The 26,749-nt window shown below is 69.3% G+C and carries 22 protein-coding genes; 19 read left to right on the top strand and 3 right to left on the bottom strand.

The annotated features are described in order from the left end of the window. Positions 1-4 precede the first annotated feature (4 nt). The 15 genes from JI751_RS00110 to JI751_RS00040 all read left to right on the top strand — a co-directional run bounded on the left by JI751_RS00110 (position 5) and on the right by JI751_RS00040 (position 20,798). Entirely contained in the window at positions 5-778 is a 774-nt protein-coding gene (locus tag JI751_RS00110; RefSeq protein ID WP_201934376.1) for an MlaE family ABC transporter permease, read from the top strand. After that, positions 775-1,590 carry an MlaE family ABC transporter permease gene (locus JI751_RS00105; protein WP_201932035.1) on the top strand — a complete coding sequence of 272 codons (816 nt, stop codon included), beginning with the start codon at positions 775-777 and terminating at the stop codon, positions 1,588-1,590. Before JI751_RS00110 ends, JI751_RS00105 begins: the two co-directional genes overlap by 4 nt. A 7-nt stretch (positions 1,591-1,597) precedes the next feature. Continuing rightward, entirely contained in the window at positions 1,598-2,872 is a 1,275-nt protein-coding gene (locus tag JI751_RS00100; RefSeq protein WP_201932033.1) for an MCE family protein, read from the top strand. After that, positions 2,869-3,906, top strand: coding sequence for an MCE family protein (locus JI751_RS00095; protein WP_201932031.1), 1,038 nt, complete (start codon positions 2,869-2,871; stop codon positions 3,904-3,906). Before JI751_RS00100 ends, JI751_RS00095 begins: the two co-directional genes overlap by 4 nt. Further along, positions 3,903-4,865 (top strand): MCE family protein, encoded by a 963-nt coding sequence (locus JI751_RS00090; protein WP_201932029.1) that lies wholly within the window; start codon positions 3,903-3,905, stop codon positions 4,863-4,865. The genes JI751_RS00095 and JI751_RS00090 overlap by 4 nt, the downstream gene beginning before the upstream one ends. 3 nt (positions 4,866-4,868) lie before the next feature. Next, a complete protein-coding gene (locus tag JI751_RS00085) occupies positions 4,869-6,014 on the top strand; it encodes an MCE family protein (protein WP_201932027.1) in 1,146 nt (381 codons plus the stop codon). Further along, on the top strand, positions 6,011-7,477 hold the full coding sequence (locus JI751_RS00080) for an MCE family protein (protein WP_201932025.1): 1,467 nt from the start codon (positions 6,011-6,013) through the stop codon (positions 7,475-7,477). The genes JI751_RS00085 and JI751_RS00080 overlap by 4 nt, the downstream gene beginning before the upstream one ends. Then, positions 7,474-8,763, top strand: a complete 1,290-nt coding sequence (locus JI751_RS00075; protein WP_201932023.1) for an MCE family protein — start codon at positions 7,474-7,476, stop codon at positions 8,761-8,763. The genes JI751_RS00080 and JI751_RS00075 overlap by 4 nt, the downstream gene beginning before the upstream one ends. Continuing rightward, positions 8,727-9,356, top strand: a complete 630-nt coding sequence (locus tag JI751_RS21645; protein ID WP_201932022.1) for a hypothetical protein — start codon at positions 8,727-8,729, stop codon at positions 9,354-9,356. The genes JI751_RS00075 and JI751_RS21645 overlap by 37 nt, the downstream gene beginning before the upstream one ends. Further along, positions 9,353-10,240, top strand: coding sequence for a J domain-containing protein (locus JI751_RS21640; RefSeq protein ID WP_201932021.1), 888 nt, complete (start codon positions 9,353-9,355; stop codon positions 10,238-10,240). The genes JI751_RS21645 and JI751_RS21640 overlap by 4 nt, the downstream gene beginning before the upstream one ends. Before the next feature lie 230 nt (positions 10,241-10,470). Next, a complete protein-coding gene (gene rpoB / locus JI751_RS00060) occupies positions 10,471-14,052 on the top strand; it encodes a DNA-directed RNA polymerase subunit beta (RefSeq protein WP_201932020.1) in 3,582 nt (1,193 codons plus the stop codon). A 96-nt stretch (positions 14,053-14,148) separates the two neighbouring features. Beyond that, positions 14,149-17,994, top strand: coding sequence for a DNA-directed RNA polymerase subunit beta' (locus tag JI751_RS00055; protein WP_201932019.1), 3,846 nt, complete (start codon positions 14,149-14,151; stop codon positions 17,992-17,994). 78 nt (positions 17,995-18,072) lie between these two features. Beyond that, positions 18,073-18,630, top strand: coding sequence for a DUF4232 domain-containing protein (locus JI751_RS00050; RefSeq protein WP_201932018.1), 558 nt, complete (start codon positions 18,073-18,075; stop codon positions 18,628-18,630). Positions 18,631-18,679: 49 nt separating this feature from the next. Beyond that, a complete protein-coding gene (locus JI751_RS00045; protein WP_201932016.1) occupies positions 18,680-19,915 on the top strand; it encodes a geranylgeranyl reductase family protein in 1,236 nt (411 codons plus the stop codon). 49 nt (positions 19,916-19,964) lie between these two features. Next, positions 19,965-20,798 carry a lysophospholipid acyltransferase family protein gene (locus tag JI751_RS00040; protein ID WP_201932014.1) on the top strand — a complete coding sequence of 278 codons (834 nt, stop codon included), beginning with the start codon at positions 19,965-19,967 and terminating at the stop codon, positions 20,796-20,798. On the opposite strand, the gene JI751_RS00035 is transcribed toward JI751_RS00040, so the two are convergent. Then, a complete protein-coding gene (locus tag JI751_RS00035) occupies positions 20,725-21,756 on the bottom strand; it encodes an acyltransferase family protein (RefSeq protein ID WP_201932012.1) in 1,032 nt (343 codons plus the stop codon). The two genes, JI751_RS00040 and JI751_RS00035, sit on opposite strands and share 74 nt — an antisense overlap. Before the next feature lie 41 nt (positions 21,757-21,797). On the opposite strand from JI751_RS00035, the gene JI751_RS00030 reads away from it, so the two are divergent. Then, on the top strand, positions 21,798-22,685 hold the full coding sequence (locus tag JI751_RS00030; protein ID WP_201932010.1) for an NUDIX domain-containing protein: 888 nt from the start codon (positions 21,798-21,800) through the stop codon (positions 22,683-22,685). Then, positions 22,682-23,953, top strand: coding sequence for a hydroxyacid-oxoacid transhydrogenase (locus JI751_RS00025; RefSeq protein ID WP_201932008.1), 1,272 nt, complete (start codon positions 22,682-22,684; stop codon positions 23,951-23,953). Before JI751_RS00030 ends, JI751_RS00025 begins: the two co-directional genes overlap by 4 nt. Before the next feature lie 24 nt (positions 23,954-23,977). Here JI751_RS00025 and JI751_RS00020 read toward each other — a convergent pair whose 3' ends face one another. After that, entirely contained in the window at positions 23,978-24,805 is an 828-nt protein-coding gene (locus JI751_RS00020) for a carbon-nitrogen hydrolase family protein (RefSeq protein WP_307813608.1), read from the bottom strand. A gap of 134 nt (positions 24,806-24,939) precedes the next feature. Between JI751_RS00020 and JI751_RS00015 the strand changes: the two genes are divergently transcribed. Next, a complete protein-coding gene (locus JI751_RS00015) occupies positions 24,940-25,167 on the top strand; it encodes a hypothetical protein (protein WP_201932004.1) in 228 nt (75 codons plus the stop codon). Positions 25,168-25,361: 194 nt separating this feature from the next. Continuing rightward, entirely contained in the window at positions 25,362-25,859 is a 498-nt protein-coding gene (locus JI751_RS00010; RefSeq protein WP_201932002.1) for a GNAT family N-acetyltransferase, read from the top strand. Between the two features lie 103 nt (positions 25,860-25,962). Here JI751_RS00010 and JI751_RS00005 read toward each other — a convergent pair whose 3' ends face one another. Beyond that, on the bottom strand, positions 25,963-26,343 hold the full coding sequence (locus JI751_RS00005; RefSeq protein ID WP_201932001.1) for a hypothetical protein: 381 nt from the start codon (positions 26,341-26,343) through the stop codon (positions 25,963-25,965). Positions 26,344-26,749 lie beyond the last annotated feature (406 nt).

Here is a 26,749-nt window from a genome sequence, read left to right as displayed (position 1 = left end):
CTCCATGTCCTCGCGCGCCCTCGCGCCCGTCGCGGTCGCAGGCAACCTCTTCGCCTTCGCCCTCGACGTGTTCCGGGCGCTCTTCCGGCGCCCGTTCCAGCTGCGCGAGTTCATCCAGCAGGCGTGGTTCATCGCCTCGGTGACCATCATCCCCACGGCGCTCGTCGCCATCCCGTTCGGCGCGGTCATCGCGCTCCAGGTCGGCGGGCTCATCAAGCAGTTCGGCGCCCAGTCGTTCACCGGATCCGCGTCGGTCCTCGCCGTGATCCAGCAGGCGGCACCCATCGGCACAGCGCTCCTGATCGCGGGCGCGGGCGGCTCGGCGATCGCCGCCGACCTCGGCGCGCGCAAGATCCGCGAGGAGCTCGACGCGATGATGGTGCTGGGCATCGACCCGATCCAGCGCCTCGTCGTCCCGCGCGTGCTGGCCTGCATGCTCGTCGCGTTCTTCCTCAACGGCATGGTCAGCGTCGTCGGCGTGACGGGCGGCTACGTCTTCAACGTGATCCTCCAGGACGGCACCCCCGGTGCCTACCTCGCCAGCTTCACCGCGCTCGCGCAGCTCCCCGACCTGTGGATCGGCCTCATCAAGGCGCTCGTCTTCGGGATCATCGCGGCGATCGTGGCCTCCTACAAGGGCATGAACGCCAACGGCGGACCGAAGGGCGTGGGCGACGCGGTCAACGAGTCGGTGGTCATCACCTTCCTGCTGCTCTTCGTCGCCAACTTCGTGCTGAGCCTGATCTACCTCCAGATCATCCCGCCGAAGGGAGGATGACCGTGGCCATCAAGCCGCTCGCCTCCCTCGAGACCCTCGGTGGCCAGCTCGCCTTCCACCTCGGCGTCCTCAAGGCCATCCCGCGCTCGGTCACCCGCTACCCGCGCGAGATCATGCGGATCCTCGCCGAGGTCACCCTCGGCACCGGTGCCCTCGCTGTCATCGGCGGCACGGTCGGCGTGATCATCGGCATGACCTTCTTCACCGGCGCCCAGGTCGGCCTCTCCGGCTACGCCGCGCTCAACCAGCTCGGCACGGCCGCCTTCGCCGGCTTCGTGTCCGCCTACTTCAACACCCGCGAGATCGCGCCGCTCGTCGCCGGCATCGCCCTCGCCGCCACCGTCGGCTGCGGCTTCACCGCCCAGCTCGGCGCCATGCGGATCTCCGAGGAGGTCGACGCCCTCGAGGTGATGGCGATCCCCTCGATGCCGTTCCTGGTCGCCACCCGCGTGGTCGGCGGCCTGATCGCGATCATCCCGCTGTACGTCGTCGGGCTGCTGTCGTCGTACTTCGCGAGCCGGCTGGTCGTGACCCAGTTCTACGGCCAGTCCTCCGGCACCTACGACCACTACTTCAACGCGTTCCTGCCACCGGGCGACGTGCTGTGGTCGTTCGGCAAGGTCCTCGTCTTCGCCGTCACGGTCATCCTCATCCACTGCTACCACGGCTACAACGCCTCGGGCGGTCCCGCCGGCGTGGGCGTGGCCGTGGGTCGTGCCGTCCGCTCGAGCATCGTCGCCATCAACGTGATCGACCTCTTGCTGTCGATGGCCATCTGGGGCGCCTCCACCACCGTGCGGCTGGCGGGGTGAGGCACAGATGAAGCTCAAGGCACTCGGTGTGGTCTTCGTGGCCCTCATGCTCGCCTCGGTGTGGGTCACCTACGGCGTCTTCACCAACAAGTTCACCAGCTACGACGAGGTGACCGTCAAGGCGTCGAAGATCGGGCTCCAGCTGCCCGAGCGCGCCGACGTGAAGATCAGGGGCGTCATCGTCGGCGAGGTGCTCGGCTTCGAGCCGACCGCCGACGGGGCCGACATCACGCTGGGGCTCTACCAGGACCGCACGACCGACATCCCGAAGGACGTCACCGCCTCGATCCTGCCCAAGACCCTGTTCGGCGAGAAGTTCGTCTCGCTGGTCCCTCCGCAGGGCGGCTCCTCGGCCGGCCCGATCGCCGCCGGCGACGTGATCGAGCGGACCGACCTCTCGATCGAGGTCGAGAAGGTCCTCAGCGACCTCTACCCGCTGCTGCGTGCGGTGCAGCCCGCCGACCTCAACACGACGCTCAACGCCGTCGCGACCGCCCTCGAGGGTCGGGGCGAGCAGGTCGGCCAGACCATCGAGACGCTGGACGACTACCTCACCCGCTTCAACCCCGAGCTGCCCGGCCTGGTCGAGGACCTGCGGCTCACCGCCCGGGTGTCCGACACCTACGCCGACGTGCTGCCCGAGGTCGCGACGATCCTGCGCAACACGATCACCACCACGACCACGCTCGAGGACCGCGAGGACAAGCTCCAGGCGCTCTTCAACGACGTCACGAAGCTCTCCGCGGTCACGGAGCGGTTCACCCGGGCCAACGGCGACAACCTCGTGCGCCTCGGTGACCTGAGTGCGGCGCAGCTCGCGATCCTCGCGAAGTACGCCCCCGAGTACCCCTGCCTGCTGGGCGGGATCGTCGGCGCCGGCAAGCTCCAGGCGGAGGCGTTCCGCGGCTTCACCCTCCACATCGTGCTGGAGACGATCCCCAACCAGCCGCGCGGCTACGGCCCGCAGGACGTCCCCGTCTACGGTGCCAAGAACGGCCCCTACTGCGGGACCCTGCCCAACCCGCCGTGGGCCCAGGCCAACCCGTTCCGCAACCAGCCCGACTTCGTCGACGGGGTGAACTCACCCACCGGCAAGGGCACCAGCCGGGTCGGCCCGGGCTGGTCCGGCACCTCGGCGGGCTATGCCGGCGGTCGGGACGAGTCGGCCCTGCTCAAGTCGCTGCTCGCGCCCGGCCTCGGCGTCGGCTCCGACGACGTGCCCGACCTGGGCGTGCTGCTCGTGGGCCCGATGGCGCGCGGCGCGGAGGTGACGCTGCGATGAGCCCCGTGCTGGACAAGAAGACCTCGGTCGACCTGGTGAAGCTCCTGGTCTTCGTCGTGGTCACCTCGCTCGCCACCGCCGTCCTGGTCGTCACGATCGGCAACCTGAGCTTCGGTGACTCTCGGGAGTACAAGGCCGAGTTCACCGACGCGACCGGGGTCAACAAGGGCGACGACGTCCGCGTCGCCGGCGTCCGCGTCGGCACGGTCGACAAGGTCGAGATCATCGACCGCACCCGCGCGCTGGTGAGCTTCACCGTCGACGAGCGCACGTCGGTCAACGGTGGCACCAACGCCTCCATCCGCTACCGCAACCTCGTCGGGCAGCGCTACATCTCGCTGACCCAGGAGGTCGGCGACACCCAGCGGCTGCCGGCCGGTACGACGATCCCGGTGTCGCGCACCCGACCGGCGCTGGACCTCACCGTCCTCTTCAACGGCTTCAAGCCGCTCTTCCAGGCCCTGTCGCCGGAGGACGTCAACAAGCTCTCCTTCGAGCTGATCCAGGTCTTCCAGGGCGAGGGCGGCACGCTCGAGGGGCTGCTCGCGCACACCGCGTCGGTCACCAACACGTTGGCCGACCGCGACCAGGTCATCGGCGAGCTGATCGACAACCTGTCGCTCGTGCTCGACCACGTGGCCGACCGGGACAAGCAGCTGACCCGGCTCATCCAGTCGTTCCGCACGCTCGTCGGCGGGCTCAAGCAGGACCGCAACGCGATCCTCGGCTCGCTCGACGACGTCTCCGCGCTCTCGGTCGAGACCGCCTCGCTCATCGACGGGATCCGCGAGCCCTTCGTCAAGGACATCAAGGAGCTGCGAACCGTCGCGGGCAACATCGACAAGAACAAGGCCGAGCTCGACCGGGCCCTCCAGGTCCTGCCGATCAAGCTCGAGAAGATCGGTCGCACCGCGATCTACGGCTCGTTCTTCAACTTCTACCTCTGCGAGTTCCAGGGCCGGGTCAACCTGCCCAACAACGTCTCGCTGCCGGTGAAGTACTCCACCGGCTCCGACAGGTGTGATCTCGGATGAAACCGTTCAGGGAGCGCAACCCGATCCTCGTCGGTGCCGTCAGCCTCGTCGTGCTGGCGACACTCCTCGTGGCTGCCCTGCGTGCCGACGACCTGCCGATCATCGGCGGCGGCGACACCTACCACGCGATGTTCACCGAGGCAGGTGGCCTCAAGAAGAACGACGAGGTCCGCATCGCCGGCGTGCGCGTCGGCAAGGTCGACGAGATCGAGCTCGACGACGGCCAGGTCAAGGTGAGCTTCAAGGTCGACGACACCGCCCGGTTCGGCACCGAGACCCGGGCCGCGATCAAGGTGAAGACGATCCTCGGCGCGATGTTCCTCGCCCTCGAGCCGGCCGGCGGCGGCCAGCTCGAGGAGGACGGCACCATCCCGGCTGCGCGGACGTCCTCGCCCTTCGACGTGGTCGAGGCCTTCGAGGGACTGGCGTCCACGTCCCAGCAGATCGACACCGACCAGCTGGCCGAGTCGCTCACCACACTCGCCGACCTCACCCGCAACACCCCGGAGGAGTTCCGCGGCGCGCTGTCGGGGCTGAGCCGGCTCTCGGCCAACATCGCCGAGAAGGACGAGCAGCTCAACACGCTCCTGGTCAACCTCGAGCGCGTCTCGACGGTCCTCGACGAGCGCGACCAGGACATCATCAAGCTGATGGAGGACAGCGACGTGCTGTTCCGCGCGCTGGTCGCCCGCCGCGACGCCGTGCACCAGCTCCTGGTGTCGACCACGACGCTGTCGAAGGAGCTGTCCGGCCTCATCGCCGACTCGCGGGAGGACCTCGCGCCGGCCCTGGCGCACCTGGAGAACGTCGTGGCGGTCCTCAACAAGAACGAGGACAACCTCGACAGCAGCCTCCGGCTGATGGCGCCGTTCTACCGGGTCTTCGCCAACACGCTCGGCACCGGTCCGTGGTTCGACACCTGGATCTCCAACTTCCCTCCCGTCCCGCAGGTGGGCTGACCCATGGACCTCGTGAAGCGCCTCCTCGTCCCGCTCGTCGTGCTCGCCTTCGTCGTCGCGGCCGCCGTCTCCGTCTTCGGTGGCGACACGGGCCGGACGGTCGTCGCGCACTTCCCCCGCGCCATCTCGGTCTACGAGGGCAGCGACGTCCGCGTGCTCGGGGTTCCCGTGGGCACGGTGACGCGGGTGGAGCCGACCGGCACCGACGTGACGGTGACGATGACGTACGACGACACCGTCAAGCTGCCCGCCGACGCCAAGGCCGTGATCATCGCGCCGTCGCTGGTGGGCGACCGCTACATCCAGCTGACCCCGGCCTACTCCGGCAAGGGCGAGGTCCTCGGCGACGGTGCCGAGCTGAGCGTCGAGCAGACCTCGCAGCCGCTCGAGCTCGACGAGATCTACGACAGCCTCGACCGGCTCAACGTCGCGCTCGGCCCCCGGGGCGCCAACAAGGACGGGGCCCTGTCCGACCTGCTGTCCGTGACGGCCGACAACTTCGGCGGCCAGGGCACCACGTTCCGCCAGACCATCAAGGACTTCTCGCGGCTCAGCGCGACGCTCGCGGGCAACAAGGAGGAGCTGTTCGGCTCCGTCCGGGCTCTCGAGGGATTCATGCAGACGCTGGCCGAGAACGACCAGACCGTGCGCCAGTTCAACCAGTCCCTCGCCGACGTCTCGACGATGCTCGCCGGCGAGCGGCAGGAGCTGGTCGCTGCGACCAAGAACCTCTCGACCGCCCTGACGGACGTCAAGACCTTCGTCGAGGACAACAAGGACTCGCTCAGCCGCAACATCTCCGGGCTCAACCGGGTCTCCAAGGTGCTCGTGCGCCAGCGCGACTCGCTCGACGAGATCCTGCACGTGGCGCCGGCGGCCCTCAACAACCTCGGCCTCACCTACAACCCGCAGGCCGGCACCCTCGACACGCGCGCCAACCTCGGTGAGGCGATCAACCAGATCCAGTATGACCCGGCAGCGCTGCTGTGCGGCTTCGTCAGCCAGGTCGAGCGCTCGGGACAGGTCTGCAACACGATCACCAACCTGCTGCCCAAGAACCGCCCCGCCGCGCTCGGCAAGCCTGACGTGCTCCCCGCGCAGGAGGTCTTCGACCCCACGCTCGGCGGCCTCGTGGAGGTGGACCGATGAAGCGCATGAAGGCACTCGCCATGGCCGTGCTCGGCGTGCTGGCCCTGTCGTCGTGCGACGCCAGCGTCTACTCCCTCCCGCTCCCGGGCGGGCCCGACGTCGGGGACGACCCGATGACGATCAAGGTCGAGTTCGCCGACGTCCTCGACCTGGTGCCGCAGTCGACGGTGAAGGTCAACGACGTCAGCGTCGGCAAGGTCACCGCGATCGACCTCCAGGGCTACCAGGCGCTCGTCACCCTCGAGGTGCGCAACGACGTGGAGCTGCCCGGCAACGCCGTCGCCGAGCTGCGCCAGACCAGCCTCCTCGGCGAGAAGTTCGTCGAGCTCAGCGCCCCCGACGAGGGCGCCATCGCGACGAAGATGAAGGACGGCGCGGTCATCCCGATCGAGCGGGCCGGTCGCAACCCGGAGGTCGAGGAGGTGCTCGGCGCGCTGAGCCTGCTCCTCAACGGCGGTGGCGTCGCCCAGCTCAAGACGATCACCCAGGAGCTCAACCAGGCCCTCGACGGGCGCGAGGAGTCCGCGCGGTCGGTGCTCGAGCAGCTCCGCGTCTTCACCGGTCAGCTCGACGAGAACAAGCAGGACATCGTCGACGCGATCGAGTCGCTCAACCGGCTCGCCCTCGCTGCCGAGAAGCAGCTCCCGACCATCGACAAGGCCCTCGAGGAGCTGCCCAGCGCCCTCGACTCGATCAACCGCCAGCGCGACGACCTCGTCGAGATGCTCGATGCGCTCGACCAGCTGTCGTCGGTCGCGGTCGACGTCATCGCGCGGTCCAAGGACGCCACGATCACCTCGCTCCAGCGGCTCGACCCCGTGCTGACCCAGCTCGCCGCGTCCGGTGACGACTTCACCAACGCCTTCAACGTCTTCCTGACCTACCCCTTCGTCGACGAGGCGGTCGGTCGCGACCCGCAGGTCGCCCGCAACCTGCACATGGGTGACTACACGAACCTCTCGATCACGCTCGACGTGGACCTGACCGCGCTCCCGACGACCATCCCGACCACGCTCCCGACCGAGGCGTGCATCCCGCTGAGCCAGCTCCCGCAGGACGGGCCGCTGCCCGACACCAGCCTGCTGTGCAAGGACGCGCTCGACGCGATCAACGACTGCCTCGAGGGCCTGCGGCGCGGCGACGTCACGGCCTGCATCGGGCTGCCCGGTTCGGTCATCTCGGTGGTCTGCAAGCAGTTCCCGGTGCCCGGCCTCTGCGGCGGCTCCGGCACGCCCACGCTGCCGCTGCCGACGCCGAGCGTCCCGACCTCGCTCCCGCCGCTGCCGACGATCACCCTCCCCACGGTCCTTCCCACCCTGCCGACACTGGGCGCACTGCCACGACCAGGGCCGTACGACGCCTCGACGCCGCGTCGCGGGCGCGGACCGACCGTCGCGCAGCTCACCGAGGCCTACGACCCTGCCCTCGTCAGCCTGCTGATCCCGGGGGTGGTGGCGCGATGATCACCCGTCGGACCAAGGTCCAGCTCCTCGTCTTCGCCCTCATCACGCTGATCGGCGTCAGCTTCGTCGGTGCCCGCTACGCGCGGCTCGACCGGGTCTTCGTGGACCAGAGCTACACCGTCGTGGCGCACTTCGCCGACTCCGGCGGCGCCTTCGCCGGCGCCGAGGTGTCCTACCGCGGGGTGCGGGTGGGCCAGGTCGACCGGCTCGAGCTGACGAGGGACGGCGTCGACATCGTGCTCGACATCGACAACGAGTTCGACGACATCCCGGCCGACGCGAAGGCCCTCGTCGGCAACCGATCCGCGGTCGGCGAGCAGTACGTCGAGCTCCAGCCGCAGAGCGCTGAAGGACCCTTCCTGCGCAACGACTCCGAGATCGCCCGCGACCGCACCGCCGTACCGATTGCGACCGACACCCTGCTCACGCACCTCGACGAGACGGTGCGCAGCGTCGACGAGGAGGACCTGCGCACGGTCACCTCCGAGTTCGGCCTGGCCTTCAACGACGCCGGCGACGACCTGCAGACCATCCTCGACAGCAGCAGCTCGTTCATCAGCACGGCCCAGGAGAACTTCGACGTCACCGTCGACCTGATCCGCGACAGCAACACCGTGCTCAACGGCCAGATCGACTCCGAGCGGGCGTTCCGCCGCTTCGCCCGCGACCTGTCGACGTTCTCCACCACGGTCGCCAACCACGACCAAGACCTCCGCAGGCTCATCGACAACGGGTCGCTCGGCGCCAACGAGCTGCGCGCCTTCCTCGAGGCCAACGAGGTCGAGCTCGGCGAGCTGATCAACAACCTGGTCACCACCGGTGAGGTCGTGGTCAAGCACCTCGACGGGATCGAGCAGCTGCTCGTCATCTATCCCTACGTCGTCGAGGGCGGCTACACCGTGGTGGCGAAGTCGCCGGGCACCGGCCTCTACGACGCCCACTTCGGCCTGATCCTCACCCAGGACCCCGCGGTCTGCCACGGGGGCTACGAGGGCACCGACCGCCGCTCGCCGCTCGACGGCAGCAACCGGCCGATGAAGGAGGACACCCGGTGCACCGAGCCGGCCTCCAAGAGCAACGCCCGAGGAGCCCAGAACATCCAGTCGCCGCGACCGGCGACCGGCTGGGGTCCGGCGGACTTCGCCTACGACCCCACGACGGGGAAGGTGACGTCCGACCCGGCCGAGGTCGCCCGCCTCGAGCGCGCCGGTAGCGTTGCTCCGAGCAGCCTCGGAGAGGAGACGTGGAAGTGGCTCTACCTCCAGCCCCTGCTGGCGCGCGACTGACCCCCCGGATCCGGATCGCGATCGCCGCTGCGCTGGCGCTGGTCGTGGCCGTCTGCGTCGCGCTCCTGATCTGGATGACGGTGTCCGGTCGCGCCTCAGCCGACGGCGGCCTCGACCTTCCCGACGAGCGCGAGCAGGCGATGAGCCTCACCGACCAGTTCGTGAAGCGCCTCGGCACCTACAGCCCCGACATGCTCGACGACTCCGGGCAGATGCCGGACTACCGCGAGCAGGTCCGCGACGTGATCACCCCCAAGTTCGCCGCCGACTTCGACAAGCAGGTCGCGACCGCCGAGCAGCTCGTCGCGCAGGGCGGGATCACCCGCACCGCCGACGTCTTCGCCACGGCCGTGTCGTCCATCGACGACGACTCGGCCCGCGTCCTGGTGGCCGGGGCCTTCACCGACAGCTACGAGCAGGGAACCGGCAAGAAGGCCACGACCGTCGACCAGGAGCCGCTGCCGTTCCGCTTCCTCGTGGACCTCGTCGTCATCGACGGCGAGTGGCTCGTCGACGACTTCTCGCCGGTGACCGGTGCCGACGACGAGGGTGCGCCGCAGACCCCGGCCGAGGACGAGGGGAGCACGCCGTGAGCGACGGCCCCACCTGGTACGACGTGCTGGGCGTCCCGCGCGACGCCTCGAGCGACGACATCCGCACCGCCTGGAAGGCGCAGATCGCCGACCTCGAGCCCGGCGACCGGCGCTTCGACTCCCTCAACCGGGCCGCGAAGGTGCTGCTCGACCCCGCTGCGCGGACGGCGTACGACGCCGCGCACCCGGAGGTCGACGACGAGCCGCCCGTCGAGGAGGGCAGCGCGCCGATCCCGGGCCTGACGGACGTCGAGGCCGAGCGCGAGAAGTCGCGCCTGCTGCGGCACCGCTCCAGGGAAGGTGCAGCCGAGCGTCGTGAACGGTCCAGGGAGCAGGCGGCCGAGCGCCGCACGGCCGAGAAGGAGCAGAAGGCGGCGCGACCGGCTCGGGCCCCCGGTGGCGTCCCGTCCTGGCTGCTGGCCGGGCTGGGCCTGCTGGCCGCCGGTCTCGTCGCGGCGACGGTCTGGATGTGGGTCGCCGGCGACGACGGCGGGGACGACTCCGCCGCACGCGCGGCGCAGGTGGCCGCGGAGCGTGCGGTCGTACCCGTCCTCTCCTACGACTACGAGACCCTCGACGAGGACCAGAAGGCCGCGCAGGCGCTGATGACGGGCAGCTACCGCACCGAGTACGACAAGCTCTTCGCGGTGCTGGAGGAGAACGCGCCCGAGACGCAGACCAGGGTGACCGCCTCGGTGGTGGCGTCCGGGATCGTCCGCGCGTCCGCCGACCGGGTGCAGGTGCTCGTCTTCGTCGACCGGCCGACGACCAACAAGTTGAGCGCCGAGCCGGTCGTCTACAAGGACCAGGTGACGCTGTCCATGCAGCTCGTCGACGACACGTGGCTGGTCGACGACATGGTCACCTCGCCCGTCCAGGGCTGAGGTCACGGACCCGCCGAATCGGCGCGTTCCGCTTGACCCGGGCGCTCCGGGAGTTCATAGTCATCCGCAACGCGTGGCGTTTTCCTTCGGGACTTGACCCCGCGTTTGAGGCGTGCCCGCATATGCGCTATCGTGTCGCTTTGCGCCTGCCCTCAGATGCCCGACGCCCTCCGGACGGCTGTCGTGGTGGTCGGTTGGCGCCGATCAATGCTCATTTGTGAGGACACCTCTTGGCCGCGCGCAGCTCCGCTGGTAACCACCGTCGCACCTCTTTCGCAAAGATCACCGAACCTCTCGAGGTTCCCCCCCTCATCTCGCTCCAGACCTCCAGCTTCGACTGGCTGGTCGGCGGAGAGCGCTGGGAGGAGGAGGTGGCAGCCCGTCGGGCCGCTGGTGAGGACGTCTCCGAGAAGACCGGTCTGCAGGAGATCTTCGAGGAGATCTCCCCGATCGAGGACTTCTCCGAGACCATGATGCTCTCCTTCGACAACCCGGTCTTCCTGGACGAGAAGTACACCGAGGAGGAGTGCAAGGAGAAGGACTTCACCTACTCCCGGCCCCTCTACGTCTCGGCCGAGTTCATGAACCACGAGACCGGTGAGATCAAGGGCCAGACGGTCTTCATGGGCGACTTCCCCATGATGACCAAGAAGGGCACCTTCATCATCAACGGCACCGAGCGCGTCGTCGTGTCGCAGCTCGTGCGCTCGCCCGGCGTCTACTTCGAGTCGTCCCCGGACAAGACCTCGGACAAGGACATCTACACCGCCAAGCTCATCCCGAGCCGTGGCGCGTGGCTGGAGTTCGAGATCGACAAGCGCGACCTGGTCGGTGTCCGCCTCGACCGCAAGCGCAAGCAGAACGTCACCGTGCTCCTCAAGGCGCTCGGCTGGACCACCGAGCAGATCCGCGAGGAGTTCGGCCAGTACGAGTCGATGATGCTGACCCTCGAGAAGGACAGCGTCCGCTACGAGGTCGTGCAGGAGGACCTGCAGAAGAAGGCGCGGGGCGAGGCCCCGACCGCCGAGCAGATCAACGACGAGGTCACCCGCCTCGCGCTCCTCGACATCTACCGCAAGCTCCGTCCCGGCGAGCCGCCGACGGCCGAGGCTGCGCAGACGCTGTTGAACAACTACTACTTCAACGGCAAGCGCTACGACCTCGCCAAGGTCGGCCGCTACAAGATCAACAAGAAGCTCGGTCTCCACGAGGCCTTCGACCAGCAGACGCTGACCATCGACGACGTCGTGGCCGCCATCCGCTACGTCGTGCAGCTGCACGCCGCGGGTGACACCGTCGAGGCGCCCGACCTGGTCGACGCCGCCGGCACCGTGGTGGAGGGCCCCGACGGCTCGCCCGTCAAGGTCCAGGCCGACGACATCGACCACTTCGGCAACCGCCGCATGCGCACGGTCGGCGAGCTCATCCAGAACCAGCTCCGCACGGGCCTGGCCCGCATGGAGCGTGTGGTCCGCGAGCGGATGACGACCCAGGACGTCGAGGCCATCACGCCGCAGTCGCTGATCAACATCCGTCCCGTCGTGGCGGCGCTGAAGGAGTTCTTCGGCACCTCGCAGCTGAGCCAGTTCATGGACCAGACCAACCCGATCGCGGGCCTGACGCACAAGCGTCGCCTGTCCGCGCTCGGTCCCGGTGGTCTGTCCCGTGACCGTGCCGGCATGGAGGTCCGTGACGTCCACCCGTCGCACTACGGCCGCATGTGCCCGATCGAGACCCCGGAAGGCCCCAACATCGGCCTGATCGGCTCGCTCGCGTCCTACGGGCGGATCAACCCGTTCGGCTTCGTCGAGACCCCCTACCGCCGCGTGGTCAAGGGTGTCGTCACCGACGAGATCGACTACCTCACGGCCGACGACGAGGACCGCTACGTCATCGCGCAGGCCAACGCCCCGCTCGACTCCAAGATGAAGTTCGTCGAGGAGCGCGTCCTGGTGCGCCAGCAGAAGGGTGAGGTCGACGCGATCCTCCGCGAGGAGGTCGACTACATGGACGTCTCGCCGCGCCAGATGGTGTCGGTCGCGACGGCCCTGATCCCGTTCCTCGAGCACGACGACGCCAACCGCGCGCTCATGGGCGCCAACATGCAGCGCCAGGCCGTGCCGCTGGTCATCAGCGACAGCCCCCTGGTCGGCACCGGCATGGAGTACCGCGCCGCCGTCGACGCCGGTGACGTGGTCGTCGCCGACAACGCCGGAGTGGTGAAGGAGGTGTCCGCCGACGCCATCGAGACGATGAACGACGACGGCACCTACCAGACCTACCGGCTGGCGAAGTTCAAGCGCTCCAACCAGGGCACCTGCATCAACCAGCGCCCGCTGGTGAAGGCCGGCGACCGCCTCGAGGTCGGCACGCCGATCGCCGACGGCCCCTGCACGGACGACGCCGAGATGGCGCTGGGCACCAACCTGCTCGTGGCCTTCATGCCGTGGCAGGGCCACAACTACGAGGACGCGATCATCCTCAGCCAGCGCCTGGTGCAGGAGGACGTCCTCACCTCGATCCACATCGAGGAGCACGAGGTCGACGCCCGCGACACCAAGCTCGGCCCCGAGGAGATCACGCGGGACATCCCCAACGTCTCCGAGGAGGGCCTGGCCGACCTCGACGAGCGCGGCATCATCCGCATCGGCGCCGAGGTCACCACCGGTGACATCCTGGTCGGCAAGGTCACGCCCAAGGGCGAGACCGAGCTCACCCCCGAGGAGCGCCTGCTCCGCGCGATCTTCGGCGAGAAGGCGCGCGAGGTGCGCGACACCTCGATGAAGGTGCCCCACGGTGAGTCCGGCACGGTCATCGGCGTGCGGGTCTTCGACCGCGAGGACGGCGACGACCTTCCTCCGGGCGTCAACCAGCTCGTCCGCGTCTACGTCGCCCAGAAGCGCAAGATCTCGGTCGGCGACAAGCTCGCCGGACGCCACGGCAACAAGGGCGTCATCGCCAAGATCCTGCCGGTCGAGGACATGCCGTTCATGGAGGACGGCACCCCGGTCGACGTCGTGCTCAACCCGCTGGGTGTGCCGCGTCGTATGAACATCGGCCAGATCCTCGAGCTGCACCTCGGCTGGCTCGCCAAGCAGGGTTGGGACCTCAACCTGTCGGGCGAGAAGGGCGAGTCGGACTGGAAGAAGCGCCTCATCTCCATCGGCGCCGACAAGGCCGACCCCAACACCAAGGTCGCCACCCCGGTGTTCGACGGTGCGCGCGAGGACGAGATCACCGGTCTCCTCGGCTCCACCCTGCCCAACCGTGACGGTGAGCGGATGGTCAAGGAGGACGGCAAGGCCAACCTCTTCGACGGTCGCTCGGGTGAGCCGTTCCCGGAGCCGGTGGCCGTGGGCTACATGTACATCCTCAAGCTGCACCACCTCGTCGACGACAAGATCCACGCTCGCTCGACCGGCCCCTACTCGATGATCACGCAGCAGCCCCTGGGCGGTAAGGCCCAGTTCGGTGGCCAGCGGTTCGGCGAGATGGAGGTCTGGGCGATGGAGGCCTACGGAGCGGCGTACGCCCTCCAGGAGCTCCTGACGATCAAGTCCGACGACGTGCCGGGCCGCGTGAAGGTCTACGAGGCCATCGTGAAGGGCGAGAACATCCCCGACTCGGGCATCCCGGAGTCGTTCAAGGTGCTCGTCAAGGAGATGCAGTCCCTCTGCCTCAACGTGGAGGTGCTGTCGCAGGACGGCTCCGCCATCGCGTTGAAGGACGCGGAGGAGGACGTCTTCCGCGCGGCCGAGGAGCTGGGCATCGACCTGTCGCGGCGCGAGCCCAGCAGCGTCGAAGAAGTCTGAGGTGAGTCCCGGGCGGCGTCCGCGCCGCCCGGGTCCCTCGGTCCCCCTAGCCACCCAGTGGCGTACTGACTCAAACAGCAACCAAAGGAACACACCTTGCTGGACGTGAACTTCTTCGAGCAGATCCAGATCGGCCTGGCCACCGCGGACGAAATCCGCGCGTGGAGCCACGGCGAGGTCAAGAAGCCGGAGACCATCAACTACCGCACGCTCAAGCCCGAGCGCGACGGACTCTTCTGCGAGAAGATCTTCGGTCCCACCCGGGACTGGGAGTGCTACTGCGGCAAGTACAAGCGCGTGCGCTTCAAGGGCATCATCTGCGAGCGCTGTGGCGTCGAGGTCACCCGCTCCAAGGTGCGTCGCGAGCGGATGGGCCACATCGAGCTCGCCGCCCCCGTGACCCACATCTGGTACTTCAAGGGCGTCCCGTCGCGCCTGGGCTACCTGCTCGACCTGGCGCCGAAGGACCTCGAGAAGGTCATCTACTTCGCCGCCTACATGATCACCTCGGTCGACGAGGACGCGCGTCACCGCGACCAGGACTCCCTCGAGAACAAGGTCGGCCTGGAGCGCGAGCGCCTCGAGAAGCGCCGCGACACCTCCGTCGAGGACCGCGCCAAGAAGCTCGAGGAGGACCTCGCCACCCTCGAGGCCGAGGGTGCCAAGGCCGACGCCAAGCGCAAGGTGCGCGACGGTGCCGACCGCGAGATGAACCAGCTCCGTGACCGCGCCAACCGCGAGATCGCGCGGCTGGAGGAGGTCTGGGACACGTTCAAGAACCTCAAGGTGCAGGACCTGCTCGGCGACGAGCTCCTCTACCGCGAGATGAAGAACTGGTTCGGCAAGTACTTCGAGGGCCACATGGGCGCCACGGCGATCCAGAAGCGCCTCCAGGACTTCGACATCGAGGCCGAGGTCGAGTCGCTGCGCGACACGATCGCCAACGGCAAGGGCCAGCGCAAGGTCCGTGCCCTCAAGCGCCTCAAGGTCGTCGACGCGTTCCGCAAGACCGGCAACCAGCCCATCGGCATGGTGCTCGACGCCGTCCCGGTGATCCCGCCGGACCTGCGTCCGATGGTCCAGCTCGACGGTGGCCGCTTCGCCACCTCCGACCTCAACGACCTCTACCGCCGCGTCATCAACCGCAACAACCGCCTCAAGCGACTGCTCGACCTCGGTGCGCCCGAGATCATCGTCAACAACGAGAAGCGGATGCTGCAGGAGGCCGTCGACAGCCTCTTCGACAACGGCCGTCGTGGTCGCCCCGTCACGGGCCCCGGCAACCGTCCGCTCAAGTCGCTGTCCGACATGCTCAAGGGCAAGCAGGGCCGCTTCCGCCAGAACCTCCTCGGCAAGCGCGTCGACTACTCGGGCCGCTCGGTCATCGTGTCGGGCCCGCAGCTCAAGCTGCACCAGTGCGGTCTGCCCAAGCAGATGGCGCTCGAGCTGTTCAAGCCGTTCGTGATGAAGCGCCTCGTCGACCTGTCGCACGCGCAGAACATCAAGTCCGCCAAGCGGATGGTGGAGCGCGCCCGCCCGGTCGTGTGGGACGTCCTCGAAGAGGTCATCACCGAGCACCCCGTGCTGCTCAACCGTGCGCCCACCCTGCACCGCCTCGGCATCCAGGCCTTCGAGCCGCAGCTGATCGAGGGCAAGGCCATCCAGATCCACCCGCTCGTCTGCGGCGCGTTCAACGCCGACTTCGACGGTGACCAGATGGCCGTGCACCTCCCGCTGTCCGCGGAGGCGCAGGCCGAGGCACGCATCCTGATGCTGTCGACCAACAACATCCTCAAGCCGTCGGACGGCCGTCCGGTGACCATGCCCTCGCAGGACATGATCATCGGCCTGTTCTGGCTGACCGCCGAGCGCGAGGGTGAGATCGGCGAGGGTCGTGTCTTCTCCTCGCCGGCCGAGGCGATCATGGCCTACGACCGCGGCGAGATCGGGATGCAGAGCAAGGTCCGGATCCGCCTCAACGACATCGTGCCCCCGCTCGACCTCGAGCTCGGTGCCGACTGGGAGGAGCGGACCGCGATCCTGCTCGAGACCACCCTCGGTCGCGTGCACTTCAACGACACGCTCCCGGCGGACTACCCGTTCGTCAACGAGGAGGTCGGCAAGAAGCGCCTCGGCGCGATCGTGAACGACCTGGCCGAGCGCTACACCAAGGTCCAGGTCGCCGCCTCGCTCGACGCCCTCAAGGACGCCGGCTTCCACTGGGCCACGCGCTCGGGTGTGACCGTCTCGATCGACGACGTCACCACGCCCGACAGCAAGGTCGAGATCCTGGGCCGCTACGAGGCGCAGGCCGAGAAGGTCCAGAAGAACTACGAGCGCGGTGTGATGACCGACGACGAGCGTCGTCAGGAGCTCATCGAGCTGTGGACCCAGGCTGCTGCCGAGGTCGGTCGCGCGATGGAGACCAACTTCGACCGCAAGAACCCGATCTACATGATGGTCGACTCGGGTGCCTCCGGAAACATGAACCAGATCCGGCAGGTCGCGGCCATGCGTGGTCTGGTGGCCAACCCGAAGGGCGAGATCATCCCGCGCCCGATCAAGGCCAACTTCCGCGAGGGCCTTTCGGTGCTCGAGTACTTCATCTCGACCCACGGTGCCCGCAAGGGTCTCGCCGACACCGCGCTGCGCACCGCCGACTCGGGCTACCTGACCCGTCGTCTGGTGGACGTCTCGCAGGACGTCATCATCCGTGAGGACGACTGCGGCACCGAGCGCGGCCTGCCCAAGCGCATCGACGACGAGCACGTGGAGACCTCGGCCTACGCCCGGGCATCCGCCGTCGAGATCACCCACCCGGAGACCGGCGACGTCCTCGCCGCCGCCGGTGAGGACCTCGGCGACGTCAAGATCGGTGAGCTCGTCGCCGCCGGCATCACCGAGGTCAAGGTCCGCTCGGTCCTGACCTGTGACGCCCGCACCGGCACCTGCGCCAAGTGCTACGGCCGCTCGCTGGCCACCGGCCAGCTGGTCGACATCGGTGAGGCGGTCGGCATCATCGCCGCCCAGTCCATCGGTGAGCCCGGCACGCAGCTGACGATGCGTACGTTCCACACCGGTGGTGTGGCCTCCGCCGACGACATCACGCAGGGTCTGCCCCGCGTGGTCGAGCTCTTCGAGGCCCGCTCGCCCAAGGGTCGTACGCCGATCTCGGAGTCCGCCGGTCGCGTGAAGATCGAGGAGACCGACAAGGCCCGCGTCGTCATGGTGACGCCCGACGACGGCTCCGAGGTCCAGGAGATCCCGGTCTCGAAGCGCTCGCGCCTCAACGTGGAGGAGGGCCAGCACATCGAGGTCGGCCACCACATCACGTCCGGTACCCCCGACCCGCAGGACGTCCTGCGCGTGCTCGGTGTCCGCAAGGCGCAGGAGCACCTCGTGGACGAGGTCCAGGAGGTCTACCGGTCCCAGGGCGTGTCGATCCACGACAAGCACATCGAGATCATCATCCGGCAGATGCTGCGCCGGGTGACGGTGATCGAGTCCGGTGACACCAACCTGCTCCCGTCCGACCTGGTCGACCGGGTGCGGTTCGAGGAGGAGAACCGTCGCGTGGTCTCCGAGGGCGGCAAGCCGGCCTCGGGTCGCCCGGTCCTCATGGGCATCACCAAGGCCTCGCTCGCGACCGAGTCGTGGCTCTCGGCGGCCTCCTTCCAGGAGACCACCCGCGTGCTCACCGACGCCGCGATCAACGGCCGCTCCGACAGCCTCCGTGGCCTGAAGGAGAACGTGATCATCGGAAAGCTCATCCCGGCCGGCACCGGCCTGGAGCGCTACCGCAACATCCGCGTGGAGCCCACCGAGGAGGCGCGTGCCGCTGCCTACTCGGTCACCGGCTACGACTCCTACGACTACGACTTCGGTCCGTCGTCGCAGGCCGTCGCGCTGGACGACTTCGACTTCGGTTCCTACCAGAACTGAGCGTCGTCACCCGAGCCCCGGTCCCCCTCGTGGGGGCCGGGGCTCGGCCCATTTCCGGCTGCGACGCACACTGGTCGCATGGTCCGGTCGATGTGGCACCGCTCGCTCTGGTCGATGGTGGCGGTCTGTGCTGCGCTGCTCGTCGTCAGCCTCCACGAGCACGCGACCGCACCTCCGGCGAGCGCGTCCGGCGTGTCCACGCCCCGCACCGCGGCGAGCACCCCGGAGTGCCGCAGTGCCGACCTGAGCGCCGACTACCGGGCCCGGGACGCGGCCGCCGGCCACCGCTACGGCGTGGTGCGGCTGCGCAACACCGGCCGCAGGACGTGCTTCGTGCAGGGCTACGGCGGCCTGTCCTACGTCGGCGGCGGTGACGGCACCCCGGTGGGTGCTCCGGCGGACCGTGACCCCGGAGCGACCCCGCGGGTCGTGCTCGCCCCCGGCGAGCGTGCCCTGAGCCGGGTCTCGGAGACCGTCGCCGAGAACTACCCGCGACGCACCTGCCGACCGGCCGACGTCGACGCGTTCCTGGTCTACCCGTCCGACGCCACGCGGCCGTTCTTCGTCGAGCACCCCACCACCGGCTGCCTCGACGAGTCGGTGCACCTCCTCTCGCACCGGCCCTTCCACGGCTGAGGCCCACCGCGGTTTCGCCGCGGTTGGGGTGGCAGGCGAGAATCACCCTGTGCAGACCCCCACCTCGACCGACGTGCTCGTCGTCGGTGCCGGACCGGCCGGATCGGCTGCTGCCGCGTGGGCCGCGCGCGCCGGGCTCGACGTCGTGCTGGCCGACGCGGCCACCTTCCCGCGCGACAAGACCTGCGGCGACGGGCTGACGCCGCGCGCGATCGGGGAGATGCAGAGGCTCGGCCTCGAGGACTGGCTGCGCTCCCACACGGTCAACCACGGGCTGCGCGCCCACGGGTTCGGCCAGACGCTGCTCCTGCCGTGGCCGGGCGGTTCGCTGCCCGACTGGGGCTCCGCGGTCGCCCGCACCGAGCTCGACGACCACCTGCGCACGGTGGCCCTCGAGAGCGGGGCCAGGGGTGTCGAGGGTGCCCGCGCGGTCGGCGTACGGCATGCGGGGGAGCGGGTCGCCGCGGTCGAGTTCAGCGGCGCGGACGGCACGTTCGAGATCGCCTGCCAGTGGCTGGTCGTCGCGGACGGCGTACGCTCGCCGCTCGGCAAGCTGCTCGGCCGCGAGTGGCACCGCGACACGGTCTACGCCGTGGCCGGTCGTTCCTACGTCGACTCCGACCTGTCGGACGACCCGTGGATCAGCTCGCACCTCGAGCTGCGCGACGAGCAGGGCGACCTGGTGTCGGGCTACGGCTGGATCTTCCCGCTGGGCGACGGCACGGTGAACCTCGGTGCCGGCACGCTGGCCACGAGCCGGCGACCCGCGGAGGTCGCCATCAAGCCGCTGATGCAGACCTACGCCAACACGATCGGCAAGGACTTCGGGCTGTCCGGCGAGCTGCGGATGCCGACCTCGGCGCTGCTGCCGATGGGTGGTGCGGTGAGCAACGTGGCCGGGCCCAACTGGGCGCTCATCGGCGACGCGGCCGCCTGCGTGAACCCGCTCAACGGCGAGGGGATCGACTACGGCCTGGAGACCGGCCGGTTCGTAGCCGAGCACATCGCGAGCGGCACCGGGCTCGGTGAGGCGTGGCGCTCGACGCTGGTGGAGCACTACGGCGAGGCGTTCTCGATCGCACGCCGGCTCGCCGGGATCGCGACCCAGCCCAAGGTGGTCTCCGCGCTCGGCCCGGCCGGGATGCGCTCCGACTGGCTGATGACGCTGGCGCTGCGCTGGATGGGCAACCTCGTCGACGACGCCGACCGCGACCGCGCTGCGCGCGTGTGGCGCTGGGCCGGACGCCGCTCGATGGCCCGCGACGCCCGACCGCCCTTCGCGTGATCCTCGTCCCGGAGCCGATCCGACGTCGCCTGCGCGACGAACCAGCACCATGAGCGAGCGCGTCTACCGGGTGACCAACGTCCTGGGCCGCGGCGTGATCCGCCTGCTGGGGGTGGACACGAGGTGGACGGGGCTCGAGCACCTGCCCGCGAGCGGGCCGGTGATCGTGGCGGCCAACCACGTGAGCTACCCCGACTTCGTGCTGATCGAGCAGGCCGCCGTCGAGCGGGGTCGCTACGTCCGCTTCCTGTGCCGGCACGACGTCTGGCGCCTGCCCCTCGTGCGGGCGGCGATGGACCGGATGCAGCACGTCCCCGTCGACCGCGAGGCGCCCGCGGCGGCGTACCTCCAGGCACGTCGACAGCTGCGCGCGGGCGAGGCGGTGGGCGTGTTCCCCGAGGCGGGGATCAGCTACTCCTACACGGTCCGCGCCCTGATGCCCGGGGTGGCCAGCCTGGCCCGTGAGACGGGCGCTCCGGTCGTGCCGCTCGCGATCTGGGGCTCCCAGCGGCTGTGGTCGGTCGGTCGTCCCGATGCGCGCGGCAGGAAGCCGCGGCCGAGCCTGCAGCGCGGACGCCGGGTCGACCTGTCCTTCGGCCAGCCCCTCTCGTTCGCACCCGGCGAGGACATCGCCGGGTTCACGCAGCGTCTCGGCACCGTGATCACCGAGCAGCTCGAGGGACTCCAGCGGCTGCCGCACCACGTCCCGAGCAAGGGTGAGCGGGCGCCGTGGCACCCTGCGCACCTCGGCGGCACCGCGCCCACCCGCGCGGAGGCGGCCGGGCTCGACTCCGTGCCGCGCTCGGCGGTCAGCCCGACGTGGGGGCCGGGCTGGGACGCCGGTCCGCGCGGCGCTTCTCGATCCAGCCCAGCGGGTTGGTGAACGGCTCCAGCACGCGGCGTACGGGCGGGCTGGCCAGCAGCAGTGCGAGGCCGACCGCCCCGAGGATCGTCAGCACCAGCCCCAGCACGGGGTAGGCGGCGGTGAAGTCCGGGTATCCGAGGCCCAGGAACGACTTGATGACGAAGCCGTGGAACAGGTAGATCACCATCGTCGCGGTGCCCATCGTGGTGAACCAGCCGAGCGATCGGCGCGGGATCAGCGACATCGCCGCGAACGCACCGAGCAGGCCGACCATCATGACCGTCAGCCGGGTCTGGAACACGATCTCGTTGTCGATGGGGATCTCGCTGTAGCCCGTGTCGTACCAGAGCAGCGCGGCGTCGGCCCACGTGTCGGTGTAGGCCGCCATCACGCCGATGCCGATCAGCGTCGGCACGGCAGCCACCCGCACCCAGACGTCGTCGAGGCGGGCGAGGTGGCGCGGCTTGAGGTGGAGGCCGAGCACGAAGAAGGGCAACAGGCCCAGGAAGCGCGGGATCATCAGCGCCTCGGTGTCCCACAGGCCGCCAGCCAGGCTGACGATCACCGACAGCGGCAGGAACAGCCAGTGGCGCTTGAGGATCGGCGTGATCAGTCGCCACATGAGCAGCACGATCAGGTACCACATCGTCCAGTGCGGCTCGATCCACAGCGGGTACTCCACGCCCTCGCCGATGACGTCACGACGGAAGTAGAAGAGTGCCGGCTCGAAGAGCAGGTAGGGGATCGCGAGGGTGTAGAGCAGGCTCTTCATCCGGCGCCGGTCCCACTCGAACGACTTCGAGAGGTAGCCGCTCACGAAGACGAACGCGGGGATGTGCCAGAGGTAGATGAAGTCGTAGACCCAGTGGCTGCCGGCGGTGGCCTCGACCAGCCCGATGGCGTGCCCGATGACCACCAGGGTGACGAGGACCATCTTCACGTTGTCGAGCCACGGATCACGGGACGCGGGGGACACGGCGTCACCGTACTTCACGAGGACTTCACTAGGTTGGGTCCATGTCATCCCTTCCGCAGCGACAGCGCGTGGGGGCGTACGCCGTCCTGCTGCGCGAGCGCGCGGGCCGCATCGAGGTGCTGCTGAGCCGGCTCGCGCCGAAGGTCTCGCGCACCGAGCTGTGGACCCTCCCGGGCGGCGGCGTCGACCACGGCGAGGACCCGCGGCTGGCGGTCGTCCGCGAGATCCACGAGGAGACCGGGCTCGACGCGACGGTCAGCGAAACAGCCCACGTCTACAGCTCCCACCTGCCGCGCGCGTCCCGCGACGGGCAGCTCGTGAACGCCCACGCGATCCGGATCGTCTTCGCCGGCTGGGTGGCCCCCGACGCGCCTGAGCCCCGCGTGCTGGAGGTGGACGGCTCGACCGTCGACGCGGCCTGGAAGCCGTTCGACGACGTCCTGTCCGGCGCCGTCCCGACAGCTGGCCTGGTCGGTGAGGCGCTCGCCGACCACCTGCCCTTCCGGCTGCAGCGGGTGGCGGCGTACGCCGTCGTGCTGCGCGGCACCGACATCCTCCTCACCCGGCTCTCGGCCCGCGCCGCGCACCCGGGCCGGTGGACCCTCCCGGGCGGTGGGATCGACCACGGCGAGCACCCGTCCGTGGCGCTCGCGCGCGAGGTCGAGGAGGAGTGCGGCCTGGCGTGCGAGGTCGGGGCGCTGGTCGGCGTCCACGACACCCACTTCTCCGGCACCGCGCCGTCGGGCCGGCTCGAGGACTACCACGGCGTCCACCTGCTCTTCGCCGCCACCGTGGGCGAGGGTGAGCCGACCGTGCGGGAGGTCGACGGCACGACCGAGTCCGCCGCCTGGGTGCCGGTCGCCGACGTCCGCACCGGTCGGGTCGAGGTGCTCGACGTGGTGACCTACGCACTGGAGGTCGTGTCGTGAGCGAGTCCGTGTTCACCTACGCCGCTCCCGGCCTGAAGTTCGGCCGGGGTGCGAGCTCCGAGATCGGCTGGGACGTCCAGCAGCTGTGCCCCGTTGGGGCGAGCCGGGTGCTGCTGGTGACCGACCCGGGGGTCGCGGCGACCGGGCACCCGGAGCGCGTCGCCGAGGGCATCCGCGCCCGCGGGCTCGACGTCGTGGTGTTCGCCGCAGCGCGCGTCGAGCCGACGGACGCCTCGATGGAGGAGGCGGTCGCGTTCGCCCGGGACGCGGCGCCGTTCGACGCGGTCGTCGCTGTCGGCGGTGGCTCGGCGATCGACACCGCCAAGGCCGTCGACCTGCTCCTCACCAACGACGGCGAGCTGATGGACTACGTCAATGCGCCCGTCGGTGGCGGTCGCGCCCCGGAGCGACCGCTGCTCCCGCTGGTCGCCGTACCGACCACGACCGGCACCGGTGCCGAGTCGACCACGATCTGCGTGCTCGACGTGCTCGCGCTCAAGGTCAAGACCGGCATCTCGCACGCACGGCTGCGGCCGACGCTCGCGGTGGTCGACCCGGACCTCACGATGACGCAACCCGCGATGGTGACCGCGTCGTGCGGGATGGACATCCTCTGCCACGCGCTCGAGAGCTGGACCGCGCGCTGGTTCGGCGACTACGACGCGAAGCAGCCGGAGCAGCGGGTCCCCTACTGCGGCGCGAACCCGATCGCCGACATGTGGTCGGAGAAGGCGCTGTCGCTGCTGGCGGGTGCGTTCCGTACGGCCGTGCGCGACGGCTCCGACGGCGAGGCCCGCGAGCAGATGGCGCTGGCCGCCACGTTTGCCGGGCTCGGCTTCGGCAACGCCGGCGTCCACGTGCCGCACGCCTGCGCGTACCCGATCGCCGGTCGCGTCCGCGACTACCGCCCCGCCGGCTACCCCGACGACGAGCCGATCGTCCCGCACGGGATGGCGGTGGTGATGACCGCGCCCGCCGCGTTCGCGCTGACCTTCGAGGCCTCGCCCGAGCGGCACCTCCGGGCGGCGGCGCTGCTCGGCGGGTCGGTCGCCTCGGGCGGCCCGGACACCCTCCCGGCCGTGCTGCGCGGCCTGATCCGCGACGTGGGCCTGCCCAGCGGCCTGGCCGAGATCGGTTACGTCGAGGGTGATGTCAGCGACCTCGTGGACGGCGCGGTGAAGCAGCAGCGGCTCCTTGCGGTCGCGCCGATCGACGTGACGCCGGACGACCTCGCGACGGTGTTCCAGGGCTCGCTCCACCACTGGTGACCTGTCTCTCGGGCACGCCGCCCGTCAGAACTCGGTGCGCACCCGGCTGCGCTCGTCACTGACCCGGCGCTCCTGGTAGATCTCGCCGGACCGCGCCGTTGCCCGCCACGGGCGAGCAAGGTCGAGCGCGACGTGCAGTGCGGGGTCTTCCCGGTCCAGCGTCCCCACGACCAGCCCGGGGTCGCCGCCCACGTCTGCCAGCACCTCGCCGTGGGGCCCGATGAGTCCCGAGTGGAACAGGTGCGAGGTCTGCGCCGGCACCGACAGGCTGAGCCAGTGGTTGTGGATCGCGGCGTAGGCGCGAGCCTTGGTCGCGAAGATCGAGTCGACCGGATAGGCCGAGACCAACATGCAGTCGACGCCGAGCCGGTCGTAGTCCGCGAACACGTCGGGGAAGTTGATCTCGATGCAGATCGCCAAGCCGAACCGGAAGCCGTCGACGTCGAAGACCACCGCCTCGAACCCCGGCGTGTAGAACCGGGTGACCTCGGTGTGCGAGCACTTCCGCTTGTCGTAGCGATCGACCAGCTTCCCCTCCTCGGAGATCACGTAGAGGCTGTTGTGCGGCCAGTGGGGCGCGGTCAGCGGGTGGGCAGACCCGAGCACCACCCAGATCCCCAGCTCGCCGGCCAGGGCGGCCACCTGCTCGAGCTCGTCACGGACCACGGTCCAGTCAACGGCCTCCCACGTCGTCACGTCCGCCACCGCGTATCCCGAGAGGAACCCCTCCGGGAAGTGGGCCAGCCGCGCGCCCGCCGCCGCGGACTCCCGGAGCAAGCGCCGGACCTCAGCGCCATTCGCGCGGACATCGGCAGACGCGGTGGGCTGGCAGGTGGCGATCGCGAGGCTCACCCGCGGATCCTTGCAGGTGCCGCTGACATGGGCGGCTGCCCGTGGCGTGTCCAGGGGAGGAGCCGCCATCGGACGCACCGACGTGCGGCTGCGAGTGCGCGGATCTGCCGATGAGCGCGACCTAGAGTTCGACCATGGACCCGCTCGATGATCTGCCGACGGAGTCGCGCCGAGAGGTCGTCTTGGCCGTCGCTACGGCTTTGGACGTACGCGCAGCGGACGCGGAGACGCTCGTCCGGGCGTCGCAGCCCTTGTGGGACGCGATGGAGGACGTCGGCGGGCTGGTCGACTCGTGGGGCGGCGGCGAGTTCTGTCACCTGTTCCCGACGATGCTCGCAGTCATCAGACGCGAGGTTCACTGACTCAGCGTCGCCCGAACGTCCGGATCTGCCGCAGTTAGTGCGGTAGCTGTGGTGCGGCTGATAAACCGCAGCAACCGCACAGAGCCACAGATCTGACATCGGGATCTGCCGCGTTGAATGCACGGATATGCCAATGAGCGAGCATCGCCAAATTGCGGTTGCGGCACGCGAGCTGCATCCGCTGTGGTGGCCTCATGACGTTCGTTGTCCGGCCCGCCACCGACGCAGACTGGCCCTCAATCTGGCCGATCATCAAAGAGGTGGCGGCCTCTCAGGAGACGTTCGCAATGGAGGCAGCCCCGAACGAAGATGCGATGCGCGCTTCATGGATGACTCAGCACCCCGGGCGGGTCGTCCTTGCCTGCGACGAAGAGGGTCAAGTCCTCGGCACCGCCAACATGTACGCCAACCGCCCTAACCAGGGTTCGCACGTCGCGTCCGGCTCGTTCATGGTGGCGGCCCCGGCAAGAGGTCGGGGCGTCGGCCGAGCGCTCGTGCGCGACATGATCGACTGGACGACCAAGCACGGCTTTCGCGGCATCCAGTTCAACGCCGTGGTGGCCTCGAACGAGAGCGCGGTGCAACTCTACGAATCCGAAGGTTTCCGCATCATCGGCGCCGCACCCGGGGGCTTCTTGCACCCCGCGCTCGGTCCCGTGGATCTCCTGATGCTCTGGCGAGACGTGCACTGACCGTTTCGGTCGCTCTTGTCGCGATTCAGGCTGCGCCGCGAGGACGAGTCACCATTGCGAACGTCCGCATCTGCCACGTTGAGTGCACGGACATGAGCGGTTGTTACTCGACCGTCGCGAGCCAAGCGTCGACGGCGCCGTTGCTCGCTCGCCCCGCTGCCTGCTCCAAGTCCGCGAATCGACCGATCGCGTGCTGGACGAACTCGTCGGGCAACCTGACCTCGTGGTCAGCGACGTAGTGCGCGAAGCCCTCTGGCCACAGGTAGCCACCGTTTGTGAGTTCGGAGACACCGTTCTGCTGCGACGAGCACATGCGGCACGGCGAGTGGCCCATCATGTGCACGACCGGGAGGCCGCCACGGAGATAGCCAGCGACCAGGTCGCGCTCGTCCCGATCCCACGACGGGTCCACGAACCTTCGAGGGTCGGGCAGTTGCGGCTGCTGTTCGCTCTTCCAGTAACCGATGAGGATGAGGGTGGTCACGAGCAACAGCATGGACCAACTCGACTGCCGACCCCCGCGAACAACCGGATCTTCCGCGATCAGTACTTCGCGCACAGCAGGCATGGTCGTGCCCCCGCCATCGTGAGGACTGGCGGGGTGCGGTGCGGGGTCATCGTCGGCGGGGTCGTGGGATGCCGGGCGGCGCGGGTGTCTCGGGCTCGTCGATCGGTCGCGTGCCGGTGCGGTCGCGTCGGTAGTGGTGGCCGTGGGGGCTGGTCCACTCGCAGCAGCCGTTCGCTGTCGTTCGGTAGCGCCAGGCGGTGATGCTTCTATGTCCTGTCAAGCCGCTGCGGCCGCGTCATTGAGGTGTCGGTAGAGCTGTCGAGCGACGGCTCGTTTGAGGCATCGCTTGATCTCTCGTGGTGTCTTTCCTTCTGCTTTGCGG

Origin of the sequence: Nocardioides baculatus, from assembly GCF_016735675.1 — a bacterium.
Lineage (GTDB): Bacteria > Actinomycetota > Actinomycetes > Propionibacteriales > Nocardioidaceae > Nocardioides > Nocardioides baculatus.
The sequence above is the reverse complement of the archived record's forward strand: the minus strand, read 5'-3'. Positions and strand labels throughout refer to the sequence as shown.